The organism is Actinokineospora sp. (assembly GCF_050699995.1).
Taxonomy (GTDB): domain Bacteria; phylum Actinomycetota; class Actinomycetes; order Mycobacteriales; family Pseudonocardiaceae; genus Actinokineospora.
On sequence record NZ_JBOHGC010000523.1, the window covers coordinates 1 to 16041 of the forward strand.

18 protein-coding genes and 1 pseudogene are annotated in these 16041 nt (G+C 69.2%); 9 read left to right on the plus strand and 10 right to left on the minus strand.

Going from position 1 to position 16041, the window contains the following annotated elements:
* From ACRDSQ_RS25895 to ACRDSQ_RS25925, 7 genes and pseudogenes are all read right to left on the minus strand, one after another.
* A partial coding sequence (locus ACRDSQ_RS25895; protein ID WP_431424580.1) for a helix-turn-helix domain-containing protein occupies positions 1-234 on the minus strand: 234 nt, incomplete at its 3' end.
* A gap of 46 nt (positions 235-280) precedes the next feature.
* The gene (locus tag ACRDSQ_RS25900) at positions 281-1822 is read right to left on the minus strand and encodes an AMP-binding protein (protein ID WP_431424564.1); all 1542 of its coding nucleotides are present in this window, start codon (positions 1820-1822) and stop codon (positions 281-283) included.
* 17 nt (positions 1823-1839) lie between these two features.
* Positions 1840-2937 carry an ABC transporter substrate-binding protein gene (locus tag ACRDSQ_RS25905; RefSeq protein WP_431424565.1) on the minus strand — a complete coding sequence of 366 codons (1098 nt, stop codon included), beginning with the start codon at positions 2935-2937 and terminating at the stop codon, positions 1840-1842.
* 319 nt (positions 2938-3256) lie between these two features.
* Positions 3257-4258, minus strand: a pseudogene (locus tag ACRDSQ_RS25910) (branched-chain amino acid ABC transporter permease); the annotation flags it as partial.
* Between the two features lie 7 nt (positions 4259-4265).
* Positions 4266-5144: a branched-chain amino acid ABC transporter permease gene (locus tag ACRDSQ_RS25915; RefSeq protein ID WP_431424566.1), complete on the minus strand. Its 879-nt coding sequence runs from the start codon at positions 5142-5144 to the stop codon at positions 4266-4268.
* Positions 5144-5944, minus strand: a complete 801-nt coding sequence (locus tag ACRDSQ_RS25920; RefSeq protein ID WP_431424567.1) for an ABC transporter ATP-binding protein — start codon at positions 5942-5944, stop codon at positions 5144-5146. The genes ACRDSQ_RS25915 and ACRDSQ_RS25920 overlap by 1 nt, the downstream gene beginning before the upstream one ends.
* Entirely contained in the window at positions 5941-6753 is an 813-nt protein-coding gene (locus ACRDSQ_RS25925) for an ABC transporter ATP-binding protein (RefSeq protein ID WP_431424568.1), read from the minus strand. The genes ACRDSQ_RS25920 and ACRDSQ_RS25925 overlap by 4 nt, the downstream gene beginning before the upstream one ends.
* Before the next feature lie 136 nt (positions 6754-6889).
* Between ACRDSQ_RS25925 and ACRDSQ_RS25930 the strand changes: the two genes are divergently transcribed.
* From ACRDSQ_RS25930 to ACRDSQ_RS25945, 4 genes are read left to right on the plus strand one after another with little or no spacing between them, the layout of a single operon-like run.
* Positions 6890-8071 carry a GAF domain-containing protein gene (locus tag ACRDSQ_RS25930; RefSeq protein WP_431424569.1) on the plus strand — a complete coding sequence of 394 codons (1182 nt, stop codon included), beginning with the start codon at positions 6890-6892 and terminating at the stop codon, positions 8069-8071.
* Complete coding sequence (locus tag ACRDSQ_RS25935) at positions 8068-8688, plus strand: response regulator (protein ID WP_431424570.1); 621 nt, start codon at positions 8068-8070, stop codon at positions 8686-8688. The genes ACRDSQ_RS25930 and ACRDSQ_RS25935 overlap by 4 nt, the downstream gene beginning before the upstream one ends.
* A 56-nt stretch (positions 8689-8744) precedes the next feature.
* A complete protein-coding gene (locus ACRDSQ_RS25940; RefSeq protein WP_431424571.1) occupies positions 8745-8939 on the plus strand; it encodes a hypothetical protein in 195 nt (64 codons plus the stop codon).
* Complete coding sequence (locus ACRDSQ_RS25945; RefSeq protein WP_431424572.1) at positions 8897-9550, plus strand: TIGR02452 family protein; 654 nt, start codon at positions 8897-8899, stop codon at positions 9548-9550. Before ACRDSQ_RS25940 ends, ACRDSQ_RS25945 begins: the two co-directional genes overlap by 43 nt.
* Here the strand turns inward: ACRDSQ_RS25945 and ACRDSQ_RS25950 are convergent.
* Positions 9547-9978: an OsmC family peroxiredoxin gene (locus tag ACRDSQ_RS25950; RefSeq protein ID WP_431424573.1), complete on the minus strand. Its 432-nt coding sequence runs from the start codon at positions 9976-9978 to the stop codon at positions 9547-9549. The two genes, ACRDSQ_RS25945 and ACRDSQ_RS25950, sit on opposite strands and share 4 nt — an antisense overlap.
* 23 nt (positions 9979-10001) lie before the next feature.
* A complete protein-coding gene (locus tag ACRDSQ_RS25955) occupies positions 10002-10364 on the minus strand; it encodes a hypothetical protein (protein WP_431424574.1) in 363 nt (120 codons plus the stop codon).
* A gap of 322 nt (positions 10365-10686) precedes the next feature.
* Here ACRDSQ_RS25955 and ACRDSQ_RS25960 point away from each other — a divergent pair, with 322 nt between their 5' ends.
* The 5 genes from ACRDSQ_RS25960 to ACRDSQ_RS25980 all read left to right on the plus strand — a co-directional run bounded on the left by ACRDSQ_RS25960 (position 10687) and on the right by ACRDSQ_RS25980 (position 15755).
* Positions 10687-11877, plus strand: coding sequence for a transcriptional regulator (locus ACRDSQ_RS25960; RefSeq protein WP_431424575.1), 1191 nt, complete (start codon positions 10687-10689; stop codon positions 11875-11877).
* 71 nt (positions 11878-11948) lie between these two features.
* Positions 11949-13466, plus strand: a complete 1518-nt coding sequence (gene adh, locus ACRDSQ_RS25965) for an aldehyde dehydrogenase (RefSeq protein WP_431424581.1) — start codon at positions 11949-11951, stop codon at positions 13464-13466.
* A complete protein-coding gene (locus ACRDSQ_RS25970) occupies positions 13466-13840 on the plus strand; it encodes a DUF779 domain-containing protein (RefSeq protein WP_431424576.1) in 375 nt (124 codons plus the stop codon). Before adh ends, ACRDSQ_RS25970 begins: the two co-directional genes overlap by 1 nt.
* A gap of 73 nt (positions 13841-13913) precedes the next feature.
* The gene (locus tag ACRDSQ_RS25975) at positions 13914-15098 is read left to right on the plus strand and encodes an endonuclease (protein ID WP_431424577.1); all 1185 of its coding nucleotides are present in this window, start codon (positions 13914-13916) and stop codon (positions 15096-15098) included.
* Positions 15099-15209: 111 nt separating this feature from the next.
* A complete protein-coding gene (locus ACRDSQ_RS25980) occupies positions 15210-15755 on the plus strand; it encodes a hypothetical protein (RefSeq protein ID WP_431424578.1) in 546 nt (181 codons plus the stop codon).
* Between the two features lie 3 nt (positions 15756-15758).
* Here the strand turns inward: ACRDSQ_RS25980 and ACRDSQ_RS25985 are convergent.
* A partial coding sequence (locus ACRDSQ_RS25985; RefSeq protein WP_431424579.1) for a GMC oxidoreductase occupies positions 15759-16041 on the minus strand: 283 nt, incomplete at its 5' end.

The window sequence follows — 16041 nt, forward strand, 5'->3', positions numbered from 1 at the left end:
ACTCCAGTGCGCGTGCTGCTCAACGGCAAGGTTCCACACGAACCGGGCATGCCCGCAGTGCTCCAGCAACGCCTGCTCCTGGGCGGGGGTCGGTTGGAGACGGAACTGGGACATGCCGATCAACCTAACGGCCACCACCGACAAAACGAGCACACACGGTGAGTCAAGGCAGCCCAGGCAGCCCAGGCACTCTCGGGTCGTGGCGGTTTGCGGTGCCTGTTTCCTTCCCCGCATCAACACCGTCACCGGCCGGGCGGTTATCACTGACAACCAACATTGTTCAGTTGATTCCGCGGTCCTGTCCCGACCAATACGGCTGTCGCTGCTTGAACTTCTGGATCTTGCCCGTGGCCGTGCGCGGGATCGACTCGCGGAACTCGACACTGGTCGGGGCCTTGTAGCCCGCCATCCGCTGCTTGCAGTGGGCGATGATGTCGGCCTCCTCGGCCGTCGCGCCCTCGACGAGCACCACCAGCGCCTTGATCGTCTCGCCCCACTTCTCATGCGGGACACCGATGACGGCGACCTCGGCGACCGCCTGGTGGCTGAAGATCGTGTCCTCCACCTCGATCGACGAGACGTTCTCGCCGCCGGTGATGATCACGTCCTTCTTCCGGTCGGAGATCGTCAGATGGCCGTCGGCCGGGTCGATCGTGCCGCCGTCACCGGTGTGGAACCAACCGTCCTTGAGCGCGGCCTCGGTCTCCTCCGGCTTCTCCCAATACCCGTCGAGCACGACGTTCGACTTCGCCAGCACCTCGCCGGAGTCCGACACCCTCAGCTTGACCCCGAGCGCGGGCAGGCCTGCCCGCGACAGCTTCCGGGCGCGCTCCTCGGCGGGCAGGGACGCGTCGGTGGGCTGGGCGCGGTTGAAGGTGAGCAGCGGCGAGGTCTCGGTGAGGCCGTAGATCTGCATGAACTCCCAGCCCAGTTCCTCGCCCACCCGCTGAATGGTCCGGCTCGGCGGCGGGGCGCCCGCGCAGACGATCCGCACCCGGTCGCGGCCGGGGATCTCGCCCTCCCAGGTCGCCGCCGCGTCCAGCACCGCGTTCCACACCGCCGGGGCGCCGCACATCAGCGTCACGCCGTGCTGGTCGACCCGGCGCAGGATCTCGGCGCCGTCGACCTTGCGCAGCACCACCTGCTTGGCGCCGAGACCGGCCATGGTGAACGGCATTCCCCAGCCGTTGCAGTGGAACATCGGCAGGGTGTGCATATAGACGTCCTGCTCCCACGCGTGGGTGTGCAGGCCGAAGGTGAGGCCGTTGACCCAGATGTTGCGGTGGGTCAGCTGCACGCCTTTGGGCCGGGCGGTGGTGCCGGAGGTGTAGTTGATCGTCGCCGTGGCGTCCTCGTCCGGGTTCGACCACGGGCGCGGGTCGACGCCGAAACGCATCACCTCGGACTCGGTCTGCTCGCCGAGCACGAACCGGTGGCACGCCTTGACACCGGACAGCGCGCCGTCGAGTTCGGGGTCGACGAGCAGCACCGAGGAACCGCTCTGCTCGACGACGTACTCGATCTCCTCCGGCTTGAGCCGGAAATTCACCGGAACGCAGATCCGGCCGCTCATCGGCACGGCGAACAGCAGTTCGAGCAGCCGCGCCGAGTTGTGGCTGACCACCGCCACCCGGTCGCCCTCGCCGACGCCGAGCGCGTCCAGGCCTGCCTGCCAGGCCCGGACCCGCTCGCCGAGCCGGCCGTAAGTGGAGTCGGGCACCGGTGGGCCGGGCTGGTCCGGTTCGTCGATGACACCAGGACTGTCCGCGAAACCCAGCTCGGCGCGGTCGAGGAAGTCCCCGACGGTCATCGGTACCCGCATCACACTCTCCTGTCCGCTTACTTCTGGTGTGGAGCCCGGTACTGGTCGGCGTCAGGCGCCTGGAACAGCGGCTTGACGTACTTGAGTCCACCCTCGGCCGCGGCGTCGATCCGCGCAACATAAACCTTGCGCGTGGGGGGCGCACCGGGCTTGGAGAAGTCCAGGTCGGCGATCAGGTTGTCGGTCGACGCGGAGTCGGTCTGGGTGAGTGCGGCGGCGATCCCCGCGCGGGTCAGGTCCTTGTTCTCGCAGGCCTTCTTGAGGACGGTGCCCCACACCGCGCCGACCGCGTAGCCATAGGGGACGCCGATGTTGGCGGGCTCCTTGTAGGCGGCCTTGTACTTGGCGGCGACGTCCTTGGCCTTCGGGATGTCCGCGGAGAACGGCACGCCGCTGGCGACCAGGTAGAGCTTGTCGAGGGCGGCCGCGGCGGGGCTGCTCAGCAGGGCCGGGTCGAACACCGGGTTGTTGCCCATCAGCGGCACGTTCAGGCCCAGCGCCTTGTTGGCCGCGGCCACCGAACCGGTCTGGGTGGGCGAGGTGGTCAGCAGGATCGCCTTGACGCCCTCGCCCTTGAGGCCGGTGACGATGTTGGTGAGGTCGGTGTCGGTGGAGGTCACCTTGACCTCCTTGACCTCAAGCTTGTGCTGCTCGGCGTAGTGCTTCGAGCCGCGCAGGCCGTTCTTGCCGTACTCGCCGTCGATGTAGATGTGGCCGACCTTGTCGCCGTCGGCGATCAGGCCCTGCTCCTTCAGGTAGAACAGGCCGTCGATCATCTCGACGTCGTAGGTGGTGCCGACGACCATGACGAACGGGTTGTCGAGCAGCTCCGAGGACCAGGACGCCGGGGTCACGACCACCTGGTCGGACAGGACGTTCTGCTTGAGGGCGGCCACGACCGGCGAGCCGAGCAGCTGCACGAACCCGAGGACCTTCGGCTCGATCTGCGGGTACAGGGTCTTGGCGGTGTCGGCCTTGTAGCCGTGGTCGACGGTCTCCAGGTTGACCTTGCGCCCGCAGACCCCGCCGTCGGCGTTGAAGTCCTTGGCCCACAGTTCGTTGCCCTGGGTGATGCCGAGCCCGAGGTTCTTGAACACACCGGTCTTGTCGGTCATCACCCCGAGGGTGATCTCGGTGTCGGTGACCCCATGTCGGACCGCACGCCCGCGGAGTCCGATCCGGACGATCCGGAGCCGCCTGCCTTGGTGCTGCAGGAGGACAGGGCGAGTGCGGCCGCGAGCGTGACCGCGGCGGTCGTCCGCGACGGAGTACGGGTCCTGATTTTTCCTCTCGGGTGATTTCACGCGGTCGTGCGCGGAACAGGCCGGTGAGCCGCCTGCCGATCGCCGCGAGACCGCCGGGCTCGAACAGCACGACGATGACGATCGCGGCGCCGTAGATGAAGGAGCTGACCAGGATCGGGGTGAGTCCGCCGCCGCCGGTCTCGCTGAACCAGCCGAGATCGCCGGAGAACAGGGTGAGCGCCTGCGGCAGCCCGTTGACGATGAGCGCGCCCACGACCGCGCCGGGCACGGAGCCGAGGCCGCCGATGATCACCATGGCCAGAAAGGCGATGGAGACGTTGATGCCGTAGGTGCCGTACTCGCTCTCGTCGGGTTTGAGGATGTCGAACCAGAGCACGGTCATCACCCCGGCCAGGCCCGCGAAAGCCGACGAGACCGCGAAAGCACCGGCTTTCGCGCGCGCCACGCCGACGCCCATCGCGGTGGCCGCTGCCTCGTTGTCGCGCACCGCCCGCCACGACCGGCCGACCCTGCCGCGCACCGCGCCCTTGGCCAGTAGGAAGGCGATCGCGGTGAGGATCAGGAAGAGGTACCAGATCCGTTCGGCCTGCCGGATCGGCACGCCGAGCACCTCGATCTCGGGGCCACCGTTGGAGAACGGGAAGCCGAACAGCTCGAAGGTCGCGGGGGTGCGGCCGGTCGACGTGCCGCCGGTCAGGGAATCCAGGGACTGTCCGAAGTAGAGCCCGAGGAAGACCAGCGACAACGACGCGACGCCGAGGTAGATCCCGCGCAGGCGTCCGGCGACCGGGGCGAACGCCAAGCCCACGAGTGCCGAGATGCCGACCCCGCCGATCAGGGCGAGGCCTGGGTCGAGACCGAGGCCGACGACTCGCTCGTCGTCCGTCGGTCCCGCGAGGACGGTGTAGGCGGTGGCGCCGACGAGGAGGAAGAAGGCGTGTGCCAGGGAAAGCTGGCCCGCCTGTCCGGTGAGGAGGGTCAGGCCGATGGCGCCGACCGCGCCGATCATCATGTACTGCCCGGCTTTGAGCCAGGCGGTGTCGATGTAGAGCGGGAGCGCGGCGAGCAAGACCACGAGCGCGATCCACGCGGCCGCGCGGACCAGCCGGGCCGGGGAACGTCGTTCGCGGGTGACTGGCGGCTCGGTGGGGACGGGTGTCGTGGTTTCCATGACGGTCTCAGACACGGGTGCTCTCCCTTGTGCCGAACAAGCCCGATGGTCGGGCCACCAGCACGACCAGCATCACCAGGAACACGGCGGACTTGGAGAAGTCGAAGGAGATGTACTGGGCGGACAGGGCTTCGGTCAGGCCGACGACCAACCCGCCGACCACCGCGCCCGCGGTCGAGTCCAGTCCGCCGAGGATGGCGGCGGGGAACGCGGCGAGCGCGATCGAGTGGGTGCCGCGGGACAGGCCGGAGCCGGAGAAGTCCTGGGTGGCGATGAACAGGACCGCGACACCGGCGAGCAGGCCCGCGACCAGCCACGCCGTCGCGGTGACTCGGGAGGAGCGGATGCCCATGAGGGCCGCGGCTTCCCGGTTCTCGGCCTGGGCGCGCATCGCCACACCCCAGTCGGAGTAGCGGAACGCGAGGAAGAACGCGGTGACGAGGACCGCGCCGACCCCGATCGCGACCAGGTGCGTGCGGAACAACGTCAGCCCACCGACCTGAATCGGCTGCGCGTCCCACGCCTCACCGAGGAACGGCACGGTGACACCGAGGCGGCGGACGATCTCCTCGGTGATGATCACGTCGAGGCCGATCGTCAGCAACGCCAAGCTGTTCGCGTCGGCCAGCTTCGACCGGGACAGCAACAACCGCTCGACCAGCAGCGCGAGCAGCCCCGCCGACACGATCCCGACCACCGCGGCGCCGACCCAGCCAAGGCTGTCCCGGGTCACGACCACGAGGTAGCCACCGACGAGCACCAGCGAGCCGTGGGCGAAGTTCACCACCTCGGTCGCCTTGAAGATGACCACGAAGCCGAGGGCAAGCAACGCGAACACCGCGCCCTTGCCCACCCCGTTGACCACCAGTTGCAGGAATGTCTCCATCAGGCGTCCTCCGATCCGCTACCCAGGTACGCCTTGACCACTTCGGGATCCGCCTGAACCTCCGACGGCGTACCGTCCGCGATCCGCTTGCCGAAGTCGAGCACCGTCACCCGGTCGGCGATGCCCATGACGAGGTTCATGTCGTGTTCCACCAACAGAATCGAAATCCCCAGCGCGTCGCGGAGGTCCCGGATCGTGGCGGCCATCTCGGCGGTCTCCACGGCGTTCATGCCCGCCGCGGGTTCGTCGAGGAGGAGAAGAGTCGGCTCGACCGCCAACGCCCGCGCCACATCGGTCCGCTTGGCCGCGCCGTAGGACAGAGCCGCGACGGGGGCGTGCAGGACTTTGCCGAGCCCGAGGAACTCACAGATCTCGACGGCGCGCTCGGTGTGCCTGCGCTCTTGCTTGACCGTCCACGGGAGCCGGAGGCCGCAGGAAAGGAAGCCGCCGGTGGTGAGGGCATGCCTGCCGAGCATCACGTTGTCCAGCACGGTGGAGTGCGGGGAGAGCGCGGTGTTCTGGAAGGCGCGGCCGATCCCGAGCTTCGCCAGGCGGTGCGGACGTTGCCCGGTGAGCTCGGTGTCCCCGAAGCGGACGCGGCCGGAGGTGGCCCGGTAGACGCCGCTGATGACATTGAAGCAACTGGACTTGCCCGCACCGTTGGGCCCGATCAGCGCGTGAACGGTGCCGGGGCGGACGGTGAAGGAGACGTCGTCGAGGGCCCGGAGGCCGCCGAAGGCGAGGGTCACGGAGTCGACCTGGAGCTCGACCAGGTCTTCTCGCAGGGTCGGGGCGCTCATGCTTCCCACCTCGACAACCCCCGAACCGCGGCCCGGTGTTCGGCGGCGCCGCGGGCCTCGGCTTCGGCGGTGGCGGCGGACTCGGCGTGGCCGCCCAGGTAGAGGCGTTGCACGTCATCGCTTGCCGACAGGTCCGCCGCGGTGCCCGACAGGGCGGTGCGGCCCGTCTCCAGAACCACGGCGTGGTCTGCGACCCGCAAAGCCATGACCGCGTTCTGCTCGACCAGCACCACCGCCGTCCCCTGCGCGTGGATTTCGCGGATGATCTCCCCGATCCGGTCGACGATCTTCGGCGCCAGCCCCAGCGACGGCTCGTCGAGCAGCAGCAACTTGGGCGCCGACATCAGGGCGCGGCCGATCGCGAGCATCTGCTGCTCACCGCCCGACAGCAGCCCGGCGCGTTGTTCGGCGCGTTCGGCCAGCACCGGGAACAGCTCATGCACCCGGGCCCGGGCGGCGGTCCGTGCCTCGGCCGTGCGGGCGCCGATGCCGCCCGCCCGCAGGTTCTCCTCCACGCTCATCCGCGCGAACACCTGCCTGCCCTCCGGCACCCCCACGACCCCGAGCCGGACGATCTCCGCCGGGTCGAGCCGGTCGATCCGCTTGCCGTCGAACTCGACCTGACCGGCGACGACGGACCCGCGGTGCAGGCGCAGCGTCCCGGAGATCGTTCTGAGCAAAGTGGACTTTCCGGCGCCGTTGCTTCCCAGCACGGCCAGCACACTGTCGGCGCCGACTTGGAGATCGACTCCGTGCAGCGCGGCCACCGAACGGCCGTAGCGCACTTGCAGATTCCGCACGACCAGCACCGGGGCCTCCTCGTCGCGATGTGGTGGCACTCACATCGGCTTGGGTGTTTCGGCAATGTTGCTTCCCGTCTTCGCCCGCCCACACCCCCAGATGGAGAGGTGTACGAATTGGCCACGGCGTGCAATGGTTTCCGTTGTGTCGGCCGAACACCGGGTGAACGCGCAGCGAGCGATGGAGCAGGAATCCGTGCTCGAGGCGCTCCTGCGTGAGCGCGACGGACTGCTCGGGGTGCTCGACCGCGTGGTCGCCCTCCACGGCACCGCCCGGCTCATCCGCGAGACCATCGGCGTCGACGCCGGGTTCATCGCCGACCTCGACAATCCCGACCACGCCGTCATCCGCTGGCTCGCGGGCAACCGCACCGACTCCCTGCAGGACCTGGTCGTTCCGCGAGGCCAGGGCGTCGGCGGCAGCGTGCTCGCGCTGGGCAGGCCCATGCAGGTCAGCGACTATGTCCAGTCCTCGGCGATCACCCACCAGTTCGACGCGCAGGTCAGCGGTGAGGGCCTCTCGGCGATCCTCGCGGTGCCGATCATCGACCCGTTCGCCTCGAAGATCGTCGCGGTCGCCTACGCCGCCATGCGCACCTCGGCCCGCTTCGGCGACGATGCCGTCGGCCGGATGGAGGTGCTCGCCTCGCACGCGGCGCGGGCGCTGCACGTGGCGGGTCAGGTCGAGTCCACACGCGACAGGGCGGTGTCCGCGGAACGGCAGCGGATGCAGGCCAATCTGCACGACTCCGTCGGCGCGATGCTGTTCTCCATCGGCGCCCAGGTGAAGGACCTGCACTCCGCCGTCACCGACAATCCCGGCCTCGCGAACCGGCTGACCCGGCTCGAGCAGGAGGTCTCCGCCGCCTCGATCGCGCTGCGCGAGTCCCTGCTCGCCCTCTCGGAGTCGACCCCGGAACGCGCGCTGCCCGTCGAGTTGGCCGAGCACTGCCGCTCCTTCGAGGCGCGCAGCGGCGTGCCCGCCCGGTTCGTCCAACTCGGCGACCTGCGCCCCCTCGACGCCGAACGCACGTCGCTGCTGGTGTCGGTGGTGCGCGAGGGGCTGCTGAACGTGGAGAAGCACACCCACGCCTACTACGTCGTGGTCAGCCTGAGCGCGACCGATGACGGCGTCCAGGTGGTCGTCGCCGACGACGGCATGCCCGACCCGACCGACGAGCCGGTGATGAGCTGCGGGATGGGCGTGCGCGCCCTGACCGAGCGGGCCGCGCGCCTGGGCGGCCGGGTCAGCCTGGTCCGCGACGAGGACGGCGGCACCACTTTGCGGGCGTGGCTTCCCGGCGTCGAGAAACGCCCACCGGCATGACGATCCGCATCATGGTGGTCGACGACCACCCGGTGGTCCGCGACGGTGTCTCCCTCCTGCTGCGCTCCGATCCCGCCATGCACCTCGTCGGGGCCGCCGAATCCGGTCGGACCGCCATTGAGCGGATCGCGGAGTTGGCGCCGGACCTGGTGCTGCTGGACCTGCGAATGCCCGACATGCTCGCCCCCGAGGTGATCACGGAGCTGCGCAAGGTCCGCCCCAGCGCCCGCATCGTCGTGTTCACCGCGCACAGCGACCACCAGGGCCTGCGGGCGGCGCTGGAGGCCGGCGCCAACGGCTGCCTGCTCAAGGATGTGGCGGGCACCGACCTGGTCTCCGCCCTCCGCCGAGTCCTGCGCGACGAACGGGTCATCGACCCCAGAATCCTGCCCAGCGCCGACGTCCAGTCCGACGCCTTGGCCCGCAGCGGCCTCACCCGCCGCGAATACGAGGTCCTGCGATTGGCCGCGCAAGGCCAGACCAACCCGGAAATCGCGGAGTCGACCGGCCTGACGCGCAACACCGTGAAGACGTACCTGCAGGCCGCGTTGCACAAACTCGGCGCCCGCAACCGGGTCGAGGCCATCAGCAAGGCGAGCGAAGCCGGGCTGTTGTAGGCGAAACCCGCTTGCCACGGCAGGGATCATCGATGCATGTGCAAGAGGAAGTACCCATGAGTGCCCGGCTGCGCGAGCTCGCGCGCCACACCGAAGACATCGTCCACACCGGACACTACCGGTCCCCGCTCGGCCACGAGGTCACCGTCGCGGCCGAGCTCGCGATCGCGCTGGCAGGCACCCGGCTCCACGGCCCGGACCCGGTCCCGTGCCGCACCTGGACAACGACCGGCCCACCCGCATCGAGGTGACCGGCGAAGGCAGCATCCAAGCCGCGCACCGCCTCTCCGCGAAACCGCATCCGGTGGCGGTGCTCAACTTCGCCTCCGCCCGCAACCCCGGCGGCGGCTACCTCAACGGCGCGCAGGCACAGGAGGAAGCACTCTGCCGCGACTCGGCGCTGTATACGACTCTGCTGCGCGCCCCCGACTTCTACGCCCACCACCGCGCGAACCGAGACGCGTTCTACACCGACCGAGTGATCCACTCGCCGAACGTGCCCGTGTTCCGCGACAGCCGCGGCGATCTACTGGAAGTCCCTTTCACAGCGGGCTTCCTGACCTCCGCCGCCCCCAACGCGGGCGTCATCCGACGGGCGACTCCGGAGGAGGCCCACCGCATCCCCACCGCCTTGGCGAGCCGCGCCGAACGCGTCCTGGAAGTGGCCGCCGCCAACGACTACCGCCGCCTGGTGCTCGGAGCGTGGGGCTGCGGTGTGTTCCAGAACGACCCCGCGCTGGTGGCGGGCACGTTCCGCGACCTGCTTATGGGCCGCTTCGCGGGTCACTTCGACGAGATCGTCTTCGCCGTCCTCGACCGCACGGGCACGACCCGCGAAGCGTTCGCCCGGACGTTCGCCTAAGCCAGAGCGGCGTCCAGTTCGATCTTCACCCCGGTCAAGGCAGCCGACACCGGGCACGTCTGCTTCGCCTGCTCGGCGATCTCAAGGAACCGGGACTTCTCCGCGCCAGGCACCTCGGCCCGAACGGTCAGCAGAATCCCGGTGATCCCGAACCCGCCGCCGACCTTCCCGAATCCGACCTTCGCCGACGTCTCCATGCGCGTCGGCGGGATCCCGGCACGGGCCAGCAGGGCTGAGAACTGCATGCAGTAGCAGGACGAGTGGGCCGCGGCGATCAGCTCTTCCGGGCTGGTCTTCCCACCGGGCTCCTCGGTGCGGGCGGGCCAGGACACGCCGAAGGAACCCAGGCCCGAGCTGTCGAGGTTCACCGTGCCCGACCCGCTCGCCAGGTCACCGGTCCACTTCGCGGTCGCCGTGCGGTCGGTCATGTCCGCTCCCTTCGTCGATGCGGTCACCGACCAGCGTTGGACACCGGACCCGCCTTGTCCACTCGACCGGGCGAAAGCGCGAGGAAGGCGGTCGGCAGGGCCAGGACGACCGCGGCGACCAGCATCCAGAACCCGAGGCCGACCCCGGACGAGAATTCCACTGTCGCGCCGACGGGACTGTCCACCGGTTGGAACGCCTCCTCCCAGCTCACCACCTGGGCGGTCACCGTCGCCACAACTCCCGCGAGGAACGCGGTGGCGACCGCGCACGACGCGCCCGCGAGCCGTCTGGCCTCAGCGGTCGCCGGTCGGGAGGCGGCGGCGAAGCCGGTCACCGACGCGACCAGCAGCGCCCCGGCGGCGAGCGAGTGCGGCACCCCGACCATCGGCGCCGCACCCCACTTCGGGCCGCCGTCATGCCGAGCACCTGCCCGGCCGCGCGCAGTTCGCCGCCGAACAGGGGCAGGAAGCTCCCGACCACGGTGATCACGGCGGCCACCAGGCACAGCACGGATCCCAGGTGGGTGGCCCCGCGCCTTGACGCGGGTCGCGGCACCAGTTCGGGCTCGTGACGGTGGTTCGGGCAGTGGTTCGGACGGTGGTCCCAGGCTGGTCATGCCTGGATGGTGCCGGCTGCGGCCATTGCGGGTCGGCCCCTGGATGAACGAAGCTGGACTACACCGAACGCGCTACGCAGGGAGACCGCTCATGGCAGACCGCGGCGCGCTCTGGCAGCAGCGGGCGGCCCTGGAGCGCGAGTGGGCGCAGTGGGTGCCCACCCAGCGGCCCCCGGCCGAGACCTCCCTGCGCGCCGAGGTCGTCCAATCGTGGATGCGCTCGGTGGACACCGTCGACCCGGCCCGCGACAGCGCCCCGACCGCCGACGAGGTGCGCTGGCACGAGTCGCCGCTGCGTGGGCCCATCACGGCGCTGTCCGACGAGCTGAACAGCATCGCCGAGGACGCCGGGTACATCGCCGCGGTCACCGACGAGTCCGGCACGATCCTGTGGACCTGCGGCGGCCGGGTGATGCGGCGCCGAGCCGAGCAGGTCAACTTCGCCCCGGGCGGGCAGTGGGACGAGCCGCACATGGGCACGAACGCCCTGTCCCTGGCGCTGCGCACCGGCAAGCCGCACACCGTCTTCTCCGCCGAACACCTGGTCGCGGCCCTGCACGGCTGGGTCTGCCACTGCGCCCCCATCCACGGCCCGGACGGCAGGCGGCTGGGCGTGCTGGACCTGTCGACCACCTGGGACCGCAAGCACCCGCTGGCCATGTCCACCGTCCGCACCCTGGTCTCGACGATCGAGGCCCGCCTGCCGCTGACCGTCACGTCCGCCGGAACCCAGCTCACCTGCCTGGGCACCGCCGAACTGCTGCGCGACGGCGCGCCGGTGCGGCTGAGCCCGAGGCAGCTGGAAATCCTCACCCTGCTGGCATTGGAGCCGGAAGGCTTCACCCCGGAGCGCCTCCGCGAAGCCATCTACGGCGACCGCCCGATCACCACGACCACCGTCAAGGCCGAGCTGTCGCACCTGCGCCGAGCCCTCAACGGCGGCCTCGCCACCCGCCGCTACGCCCTCACCGTCCCGGTTTTCTGCGACGCCGCGGACGTCCTGCGGGCGATCGAGTCGGGCAACACCGAGGAGGCCGTACGCAAGTACCGCGGCCCGCTGCTGCCGGAGTCCGATGCCCCCGCGATCGTCGACTGGCGCCGGTACATCGACGTCTCGGTCCGCACCGCCGTGCTGGCGAGCAGGCAGCCCGACCACGCGTTGGCCTACGGCAAGCACGCCCCCTACGACGTGGAGATCCACCAGCACGCGTTGCGCCTGCTCCCCCTCGACGACGCCCGCCGTGCGGTCGCCGCGGCTCGGCTGCAGGCGGCCCTCGACTGACCAACCTTTTGCCAACCTTGGCCGGCCACTGTGAGCGCCCTCACCACATGGACGAACCGAGGAGCGCAGCCATGGTCTACGCGCAGCCAGGCACCGAAGGCAGCATCGTCACCTTCGCCGCCCGCTACGACAACTTCATCGGCGGCAAGTGGGTGCCGCCCGTCGACGGCCGCTACTTCGACAACCCGTCCCCGGTGGACGGCAAGGTCTTCTGCCAGGTGGCACGATCCTCCGCCGCCGACATCGAGTTCGCGCTCGACGCCGCCCACGCCGCCGCCCCGGCGTGGGGGCGGACCGCCGCGGGCGAGCGCGCCAACATCCTGAACCGGATCGCCGACGAGATCGAGGAGAACCTCGAGATGCTCGCCGTCGCGGAAACCTGGGAGAACGGCAAACCGGTCCGGGAAACGCTCGCCGCGGACCTGCCGCTGGCCGTGGATCACTTCCGGTACTTCGCAGGCGCGATCCGGGCGCAGGAGGGCAGCCTCGCCGAGGTCGACGACGACATGGTCGCCTACCACTTCCACGAGCCGCTCGGCGTGGTCGCGCAGATCATCCCGTGGAACTTCCCGATCCTGATGGCCACCTGGAAGCTCGCGCCCGCCCTGGCCGCGGGCAACTGCGTGGTGCTCAAGCCCGCCGAGCAGACCCCGGTGTCGATCCTCAAGGTGATCGAGCTGATCGCCGACCTGCTCCCGCCGGGCGTGGTCAACGTGGTCAACGGGTTCGGTGTCGAGGCGGGCAAGCCGCTCGCGTCGAGTCCGCGGGTCGCGAAGGTCGCGTTCACCGGCGAGACCACCACGGGTCGGCTGATCATGCAGTACGCGAGCGAGAACATCATCCCGGTGACGCTGGAACTGGGCGGCAAGAGCCCGAACATCTTCCTTCCTGACGTGATGGCCGCCGACGACGCGTTCCTGGACAAGGCGATCGAGGGGTTCGTCATGTTCGCCCTCAACCAGGGCGAGGTCTGCACCTGCCCGTCGCGCGCGCTGATCGCGTCGTCCATCTACGACGAGTTCATGGCCCGCTGTCTGGAGCGCACCAAGGCGATCGTGTCCGGCGACCCGCTCGACCCGGCCACCATGATCGGCGCGCAGGCAAGCAACGACCAGTACGAGAAGATCCTGTCCTACATCGACATCGGCAAGCGCGAAGGCGCCGAGGTCCTCACCGGCGGGACACCGCGTGACGTCCCCGGCCGCGAGGGCGGCTACTACATCGAGCCGACGATCTTCAAGGGCACCAACGACATGCGGATCTTCCAGGAGGAGATCTTCGGGCCCGTCGTGTCGGTGACGACGTTCGACTCCACCGACGAGGCGCTGAAACTGGCCAACGACACGCTTTACGGCTTGGGCGCGGGTGTGTGGAGCCGCGACGGCAACGCCGCGTACCGGTTCGGCCGCGAGATCAAGGCCGGTCGCGTGTGGACGAACTGCTACCACGCCTACCCGGCGCACGCCGCGTTCGGCGGGTACAAGAAGTCCGGCATCGGCCGCGAGAACCACAAGATGATGCTGGAGCACTACCAGCAGACCAAGAACCTGCTGGTCAGCTACTCGCCGAACAAGCTCGGGTTCTTCTGATGCGAGTCGGGATCACCCTCGCGGCCGAGGCCGTGCTGCGGGGGTTGATCGACCAACACGGGCCGGTGATGTTCCACCAGTCCGGCGGCTGCTGCGACGGCAGCTCCCCGATGTGTTACCCGCGCGGCGAATTCCGCGTGGGCGCCGCCGATGTGCTGCTCGGCGAGATCGCGGGGGACACGCCGTTCTGGATGAGTGCCGACCAGTACGAATACTGGCGGCACACGCATCTGACGGTGGACGTGGTCAGCGGGCGCGGCGGCGGGTTCTCGCTGGAGGCGCCCGAGGGAGTGCGCTTCCTGATCCGCTCCCGCCTGCTGACCGACGCCGAGGCCGCAAGTCCTCCGGCAGCAAGGGGTCCGGGCACCAATTAGATCCACAACGTTCACTCGATAGTGTAATTTTTTGTGAGAATCTTTCCTAGACCGTCGGGGAAAGGAACTTACAATGCAGACCAAGCACCGGACCCGCTGTAACCTCTTAGCCCTAGTGACGGCCACTGTGGCCGTCACCGTCGGGCTGCAGGCGCCCACCGTCTCCGCCGCCACACCGCTCACCGTCTCGCAGGCCATCAGCCTGCAGAACGGGTCCACGGCCACCGTGCGCGGCTACGTGGTCGGGCAGCCGACCGCGACGACCACCGTCGTGCGCTCGAACTTCCCGTCCGACTACGCGATGGCGCTGGCCGACACTGCGAGCGAGACCGGCACCTCGCGGATGATCTACGTGCAGATCACCTCGGGATTCCGATCCGCCTACGGGCTCAGGACAAATCCGAGCCTGATGGGCAGGCAGCTCGACGTCACGGGCACGCTGAGCGCGTACTTCTCGCACCCTGGCCTGATCTCGACGACCGCGTTCGCGCCGTCCGGCAGCACGCCGACCACCACCACCACCACCACGACGCCGACGACGGCGCCGACGACCGGCACGCCGGGCGACTACGACGACACGTACTACAAGACCGCGATCGGCAAGACCGGTCCCGCGCTGAAGACCGAGCTGAACCGGATCATCAGCACCCAGACCAAGCTGACCTACGACCAGGTGTGGAACGCGCTCAAGGCGACCGACCAGGACCCGGCGAACAGCGCCAACGTCATCCTGCTCTACAGCGGCCGCTCGCAGAGCAAGACGACCAACGGCGGCGACCCGGACGACTGGAACCGTGAGCACGTCTGGGCCAAGTCGCACGGCGACTTCGGCACCGCGACCGGACCGGGCACCGACATCCACCACCTGCGCCCGGAGGATGTGTCGGTCAACTCCAACCGCGGCAACAAGGACTTCGACATGGGCGGCTCCCCCGCCGCCGAGGCGCCGGGCAGCTACACCGACGCCGACTCGTGGGAGCCGCGCAACGCGGTCAAGGGCGACGTCGCGCGGATGATCTTCTACATGGCGGTGCGCTACGCGGGCACCGACGGTTTCGCGGACCTGGAGCTCAACGACAGCGTCAACAACGGCACCGCGCCTTACCACGGCAAGGTGTCGATGCTGAAGCAGTGGAACACCCAGGACCCGCCGGATGCCTTCGAGAAGCGCCGCAACCAGGTTATTTACGACCAGTTCCAGCGCAACCGCAACCCGTTCATCGACCACCCCGAATGGGTCAACGCGATCTGGAATTGATGGGAGCCGGTTGGGGCACCCGAGTGGCGTCCCAACAGGACGCTTGGCAGGCTTGTTGATCTACGCCGGACTGCGGCGAGTTGACCTGACTCACCCGCAGGAGGCGGCTCGATGAGGAAGTCCAGGACCAGTCGATTCAGGCGCAGCGCGGCGGCGGTGGCGGCCGCGCTGCTTCTCTTCCCGCTCAACGCTCCCACGGCCTCCGCGGCGGTGGGCGATCTGGCGTGCACGGGCAACTTCCAGTTCAATTTCACGCCACCGCTGACGTCGAGCACCACGACAGCCGACGCGGAGGTGTCGGGCGGCCTCGTGGATTGCTTCTCCCTCAACGGTTCCTACACCCGGCTGAAGTCGGGCTACCGAACCGGCGTCGGCACCGTCAGCCGACCACTCGGCACGGCGCCGTGCGCGCCGATCATGACGATCACCGAGGGCGCGGTGCTGTACTGGAACACCGGTGAGCGCAGCAAATTCGACATCACGGTGAACACGGATCCGACCTCGGGCGACCTGGCCATCAGCGCGTATTTCACCCAGGGTCCGCTCGCCGGGGACACGGCCAACGCCTACCCGATCGTCCTGCACCCCAACGCCGACTGCGCGACCAACGGCCTCTCCTCGCTCACCTCGGATCTCCTCGAAGTGTTCTGGGAGTAGCCCTTACGCCGAGGTCATGAACTGAGCGCAGTGCTCGCCGATCATCATGGCAGGCGCGTTGGTGTTGCCACCGACGATGCTCGGCATGATCGACGCGTCGGCGACCCGCAGCCCCTCGACGCCGCGGACCTGGAGCCGCTCGTCCACGACGGCCTCGTCGTCGGTCCCCATCCGGCACGTGCCGACGGGGTGGTAGAGCAGGTCGACCTTCGCGCGGATCGCCTCGATCAGCTCGTCGTCGCTGCTCGCCCCGGCCCCCGGGTAGAGCTCGCGCCGGGTCACGGAC

Coding starts and splice junctions, on each gene's coding strand:
- ACRDSQ_RS25900 (WP_431424564.1), bottom strand. CDS start 1,822: ATGCGGGTACCGATGACCGTCGGGGACTTCCTCGACCGCGCCGAGCTG.
- ACRDSQ_RS25905 (WP_431424565.1), bottom strand. CDS start 2,937: ATGACCGACAAGACCGGTGTGTTCAAGAACCTCGGGCTCGGCATCACC.
- ACRDSQ_RS25915 (WP_431424566.1), bottom strand. CDS start 5,144: ATGGAGACATTCCTGCAACTGGTGGTCAACGGGGTGGGCAAGGGCGCG.
- ACRDSQ_RS25920 (WP_431424567.1), bottom strand. CDS start 5,944: ATGAGCGCCCCGACCCTGCGAGAAGACCTGGTCGAGCTCCAGGTCGAC.
- ACRDSQ_RS25935 (WP_431424570.1), top strand. CDS start 8,068: ATGACGATCCGCATCATGGTGGTCGACGACCACCCGGTGGTCCGCGAC.
- ACRDSQ_RS25940 (WP_431424571.1), top strand. CDS start 8,745: ATGAGTGCCCGGCTGCGCGAGCTCGCGCGCCACACCGAAGACATCGTC.
- ACRDSQ_RS25950 (WP_431424573.1), bottom strand. CDS start 9,978: ATGACCGACCGCACGGCGACCGCGAAGTGGACCGGTGACCTGGCGAGC.
- ACRDSQ_RS25955 (WP_431424574.1), bottom strand. CDS start 10,364: ATGGTCGGGGTGCCGCACTCGCTCGCCGCCGGGGCGCTGCTGGTCGCG.
- ACRDSQ_RS25960 (WP_431424575.1), top strand. CDS start 10,687: ATGGCAGACCGCGGCGCGCTCTGGCAGCAGCGGGCGGCCCTGGAGCGC.
- adh (WP_431424581.1), top strand. CDS start 11,949: ATGGTCTACGCGCAGCCAGGCACCGAAGGCAGCATCGTCACCTTCGCC.
- ACRDSQ_RS25970 (WP_431424576.1), top strand. CDS start 13,466: ATGCGAGTCGGGATCACCCTCGCGGCCGAGGCCGTGCTGCGGGGGTTG.
- ACRDSQ_RS25975 (WP_431424577.1), top strand. CDS start 13,914: ATGCAGACCAAGCACCGGACCCGCTGTAACCTCTTAGCCCTAGTGACG.
- ACRDSQ_RS25980 (WP_431424578.1), top strand. CDS start 15,210: ATGAGGAAGTCCAGGACCAGTCGATTCAGGCGCAGCGCGGCGGCGGTG.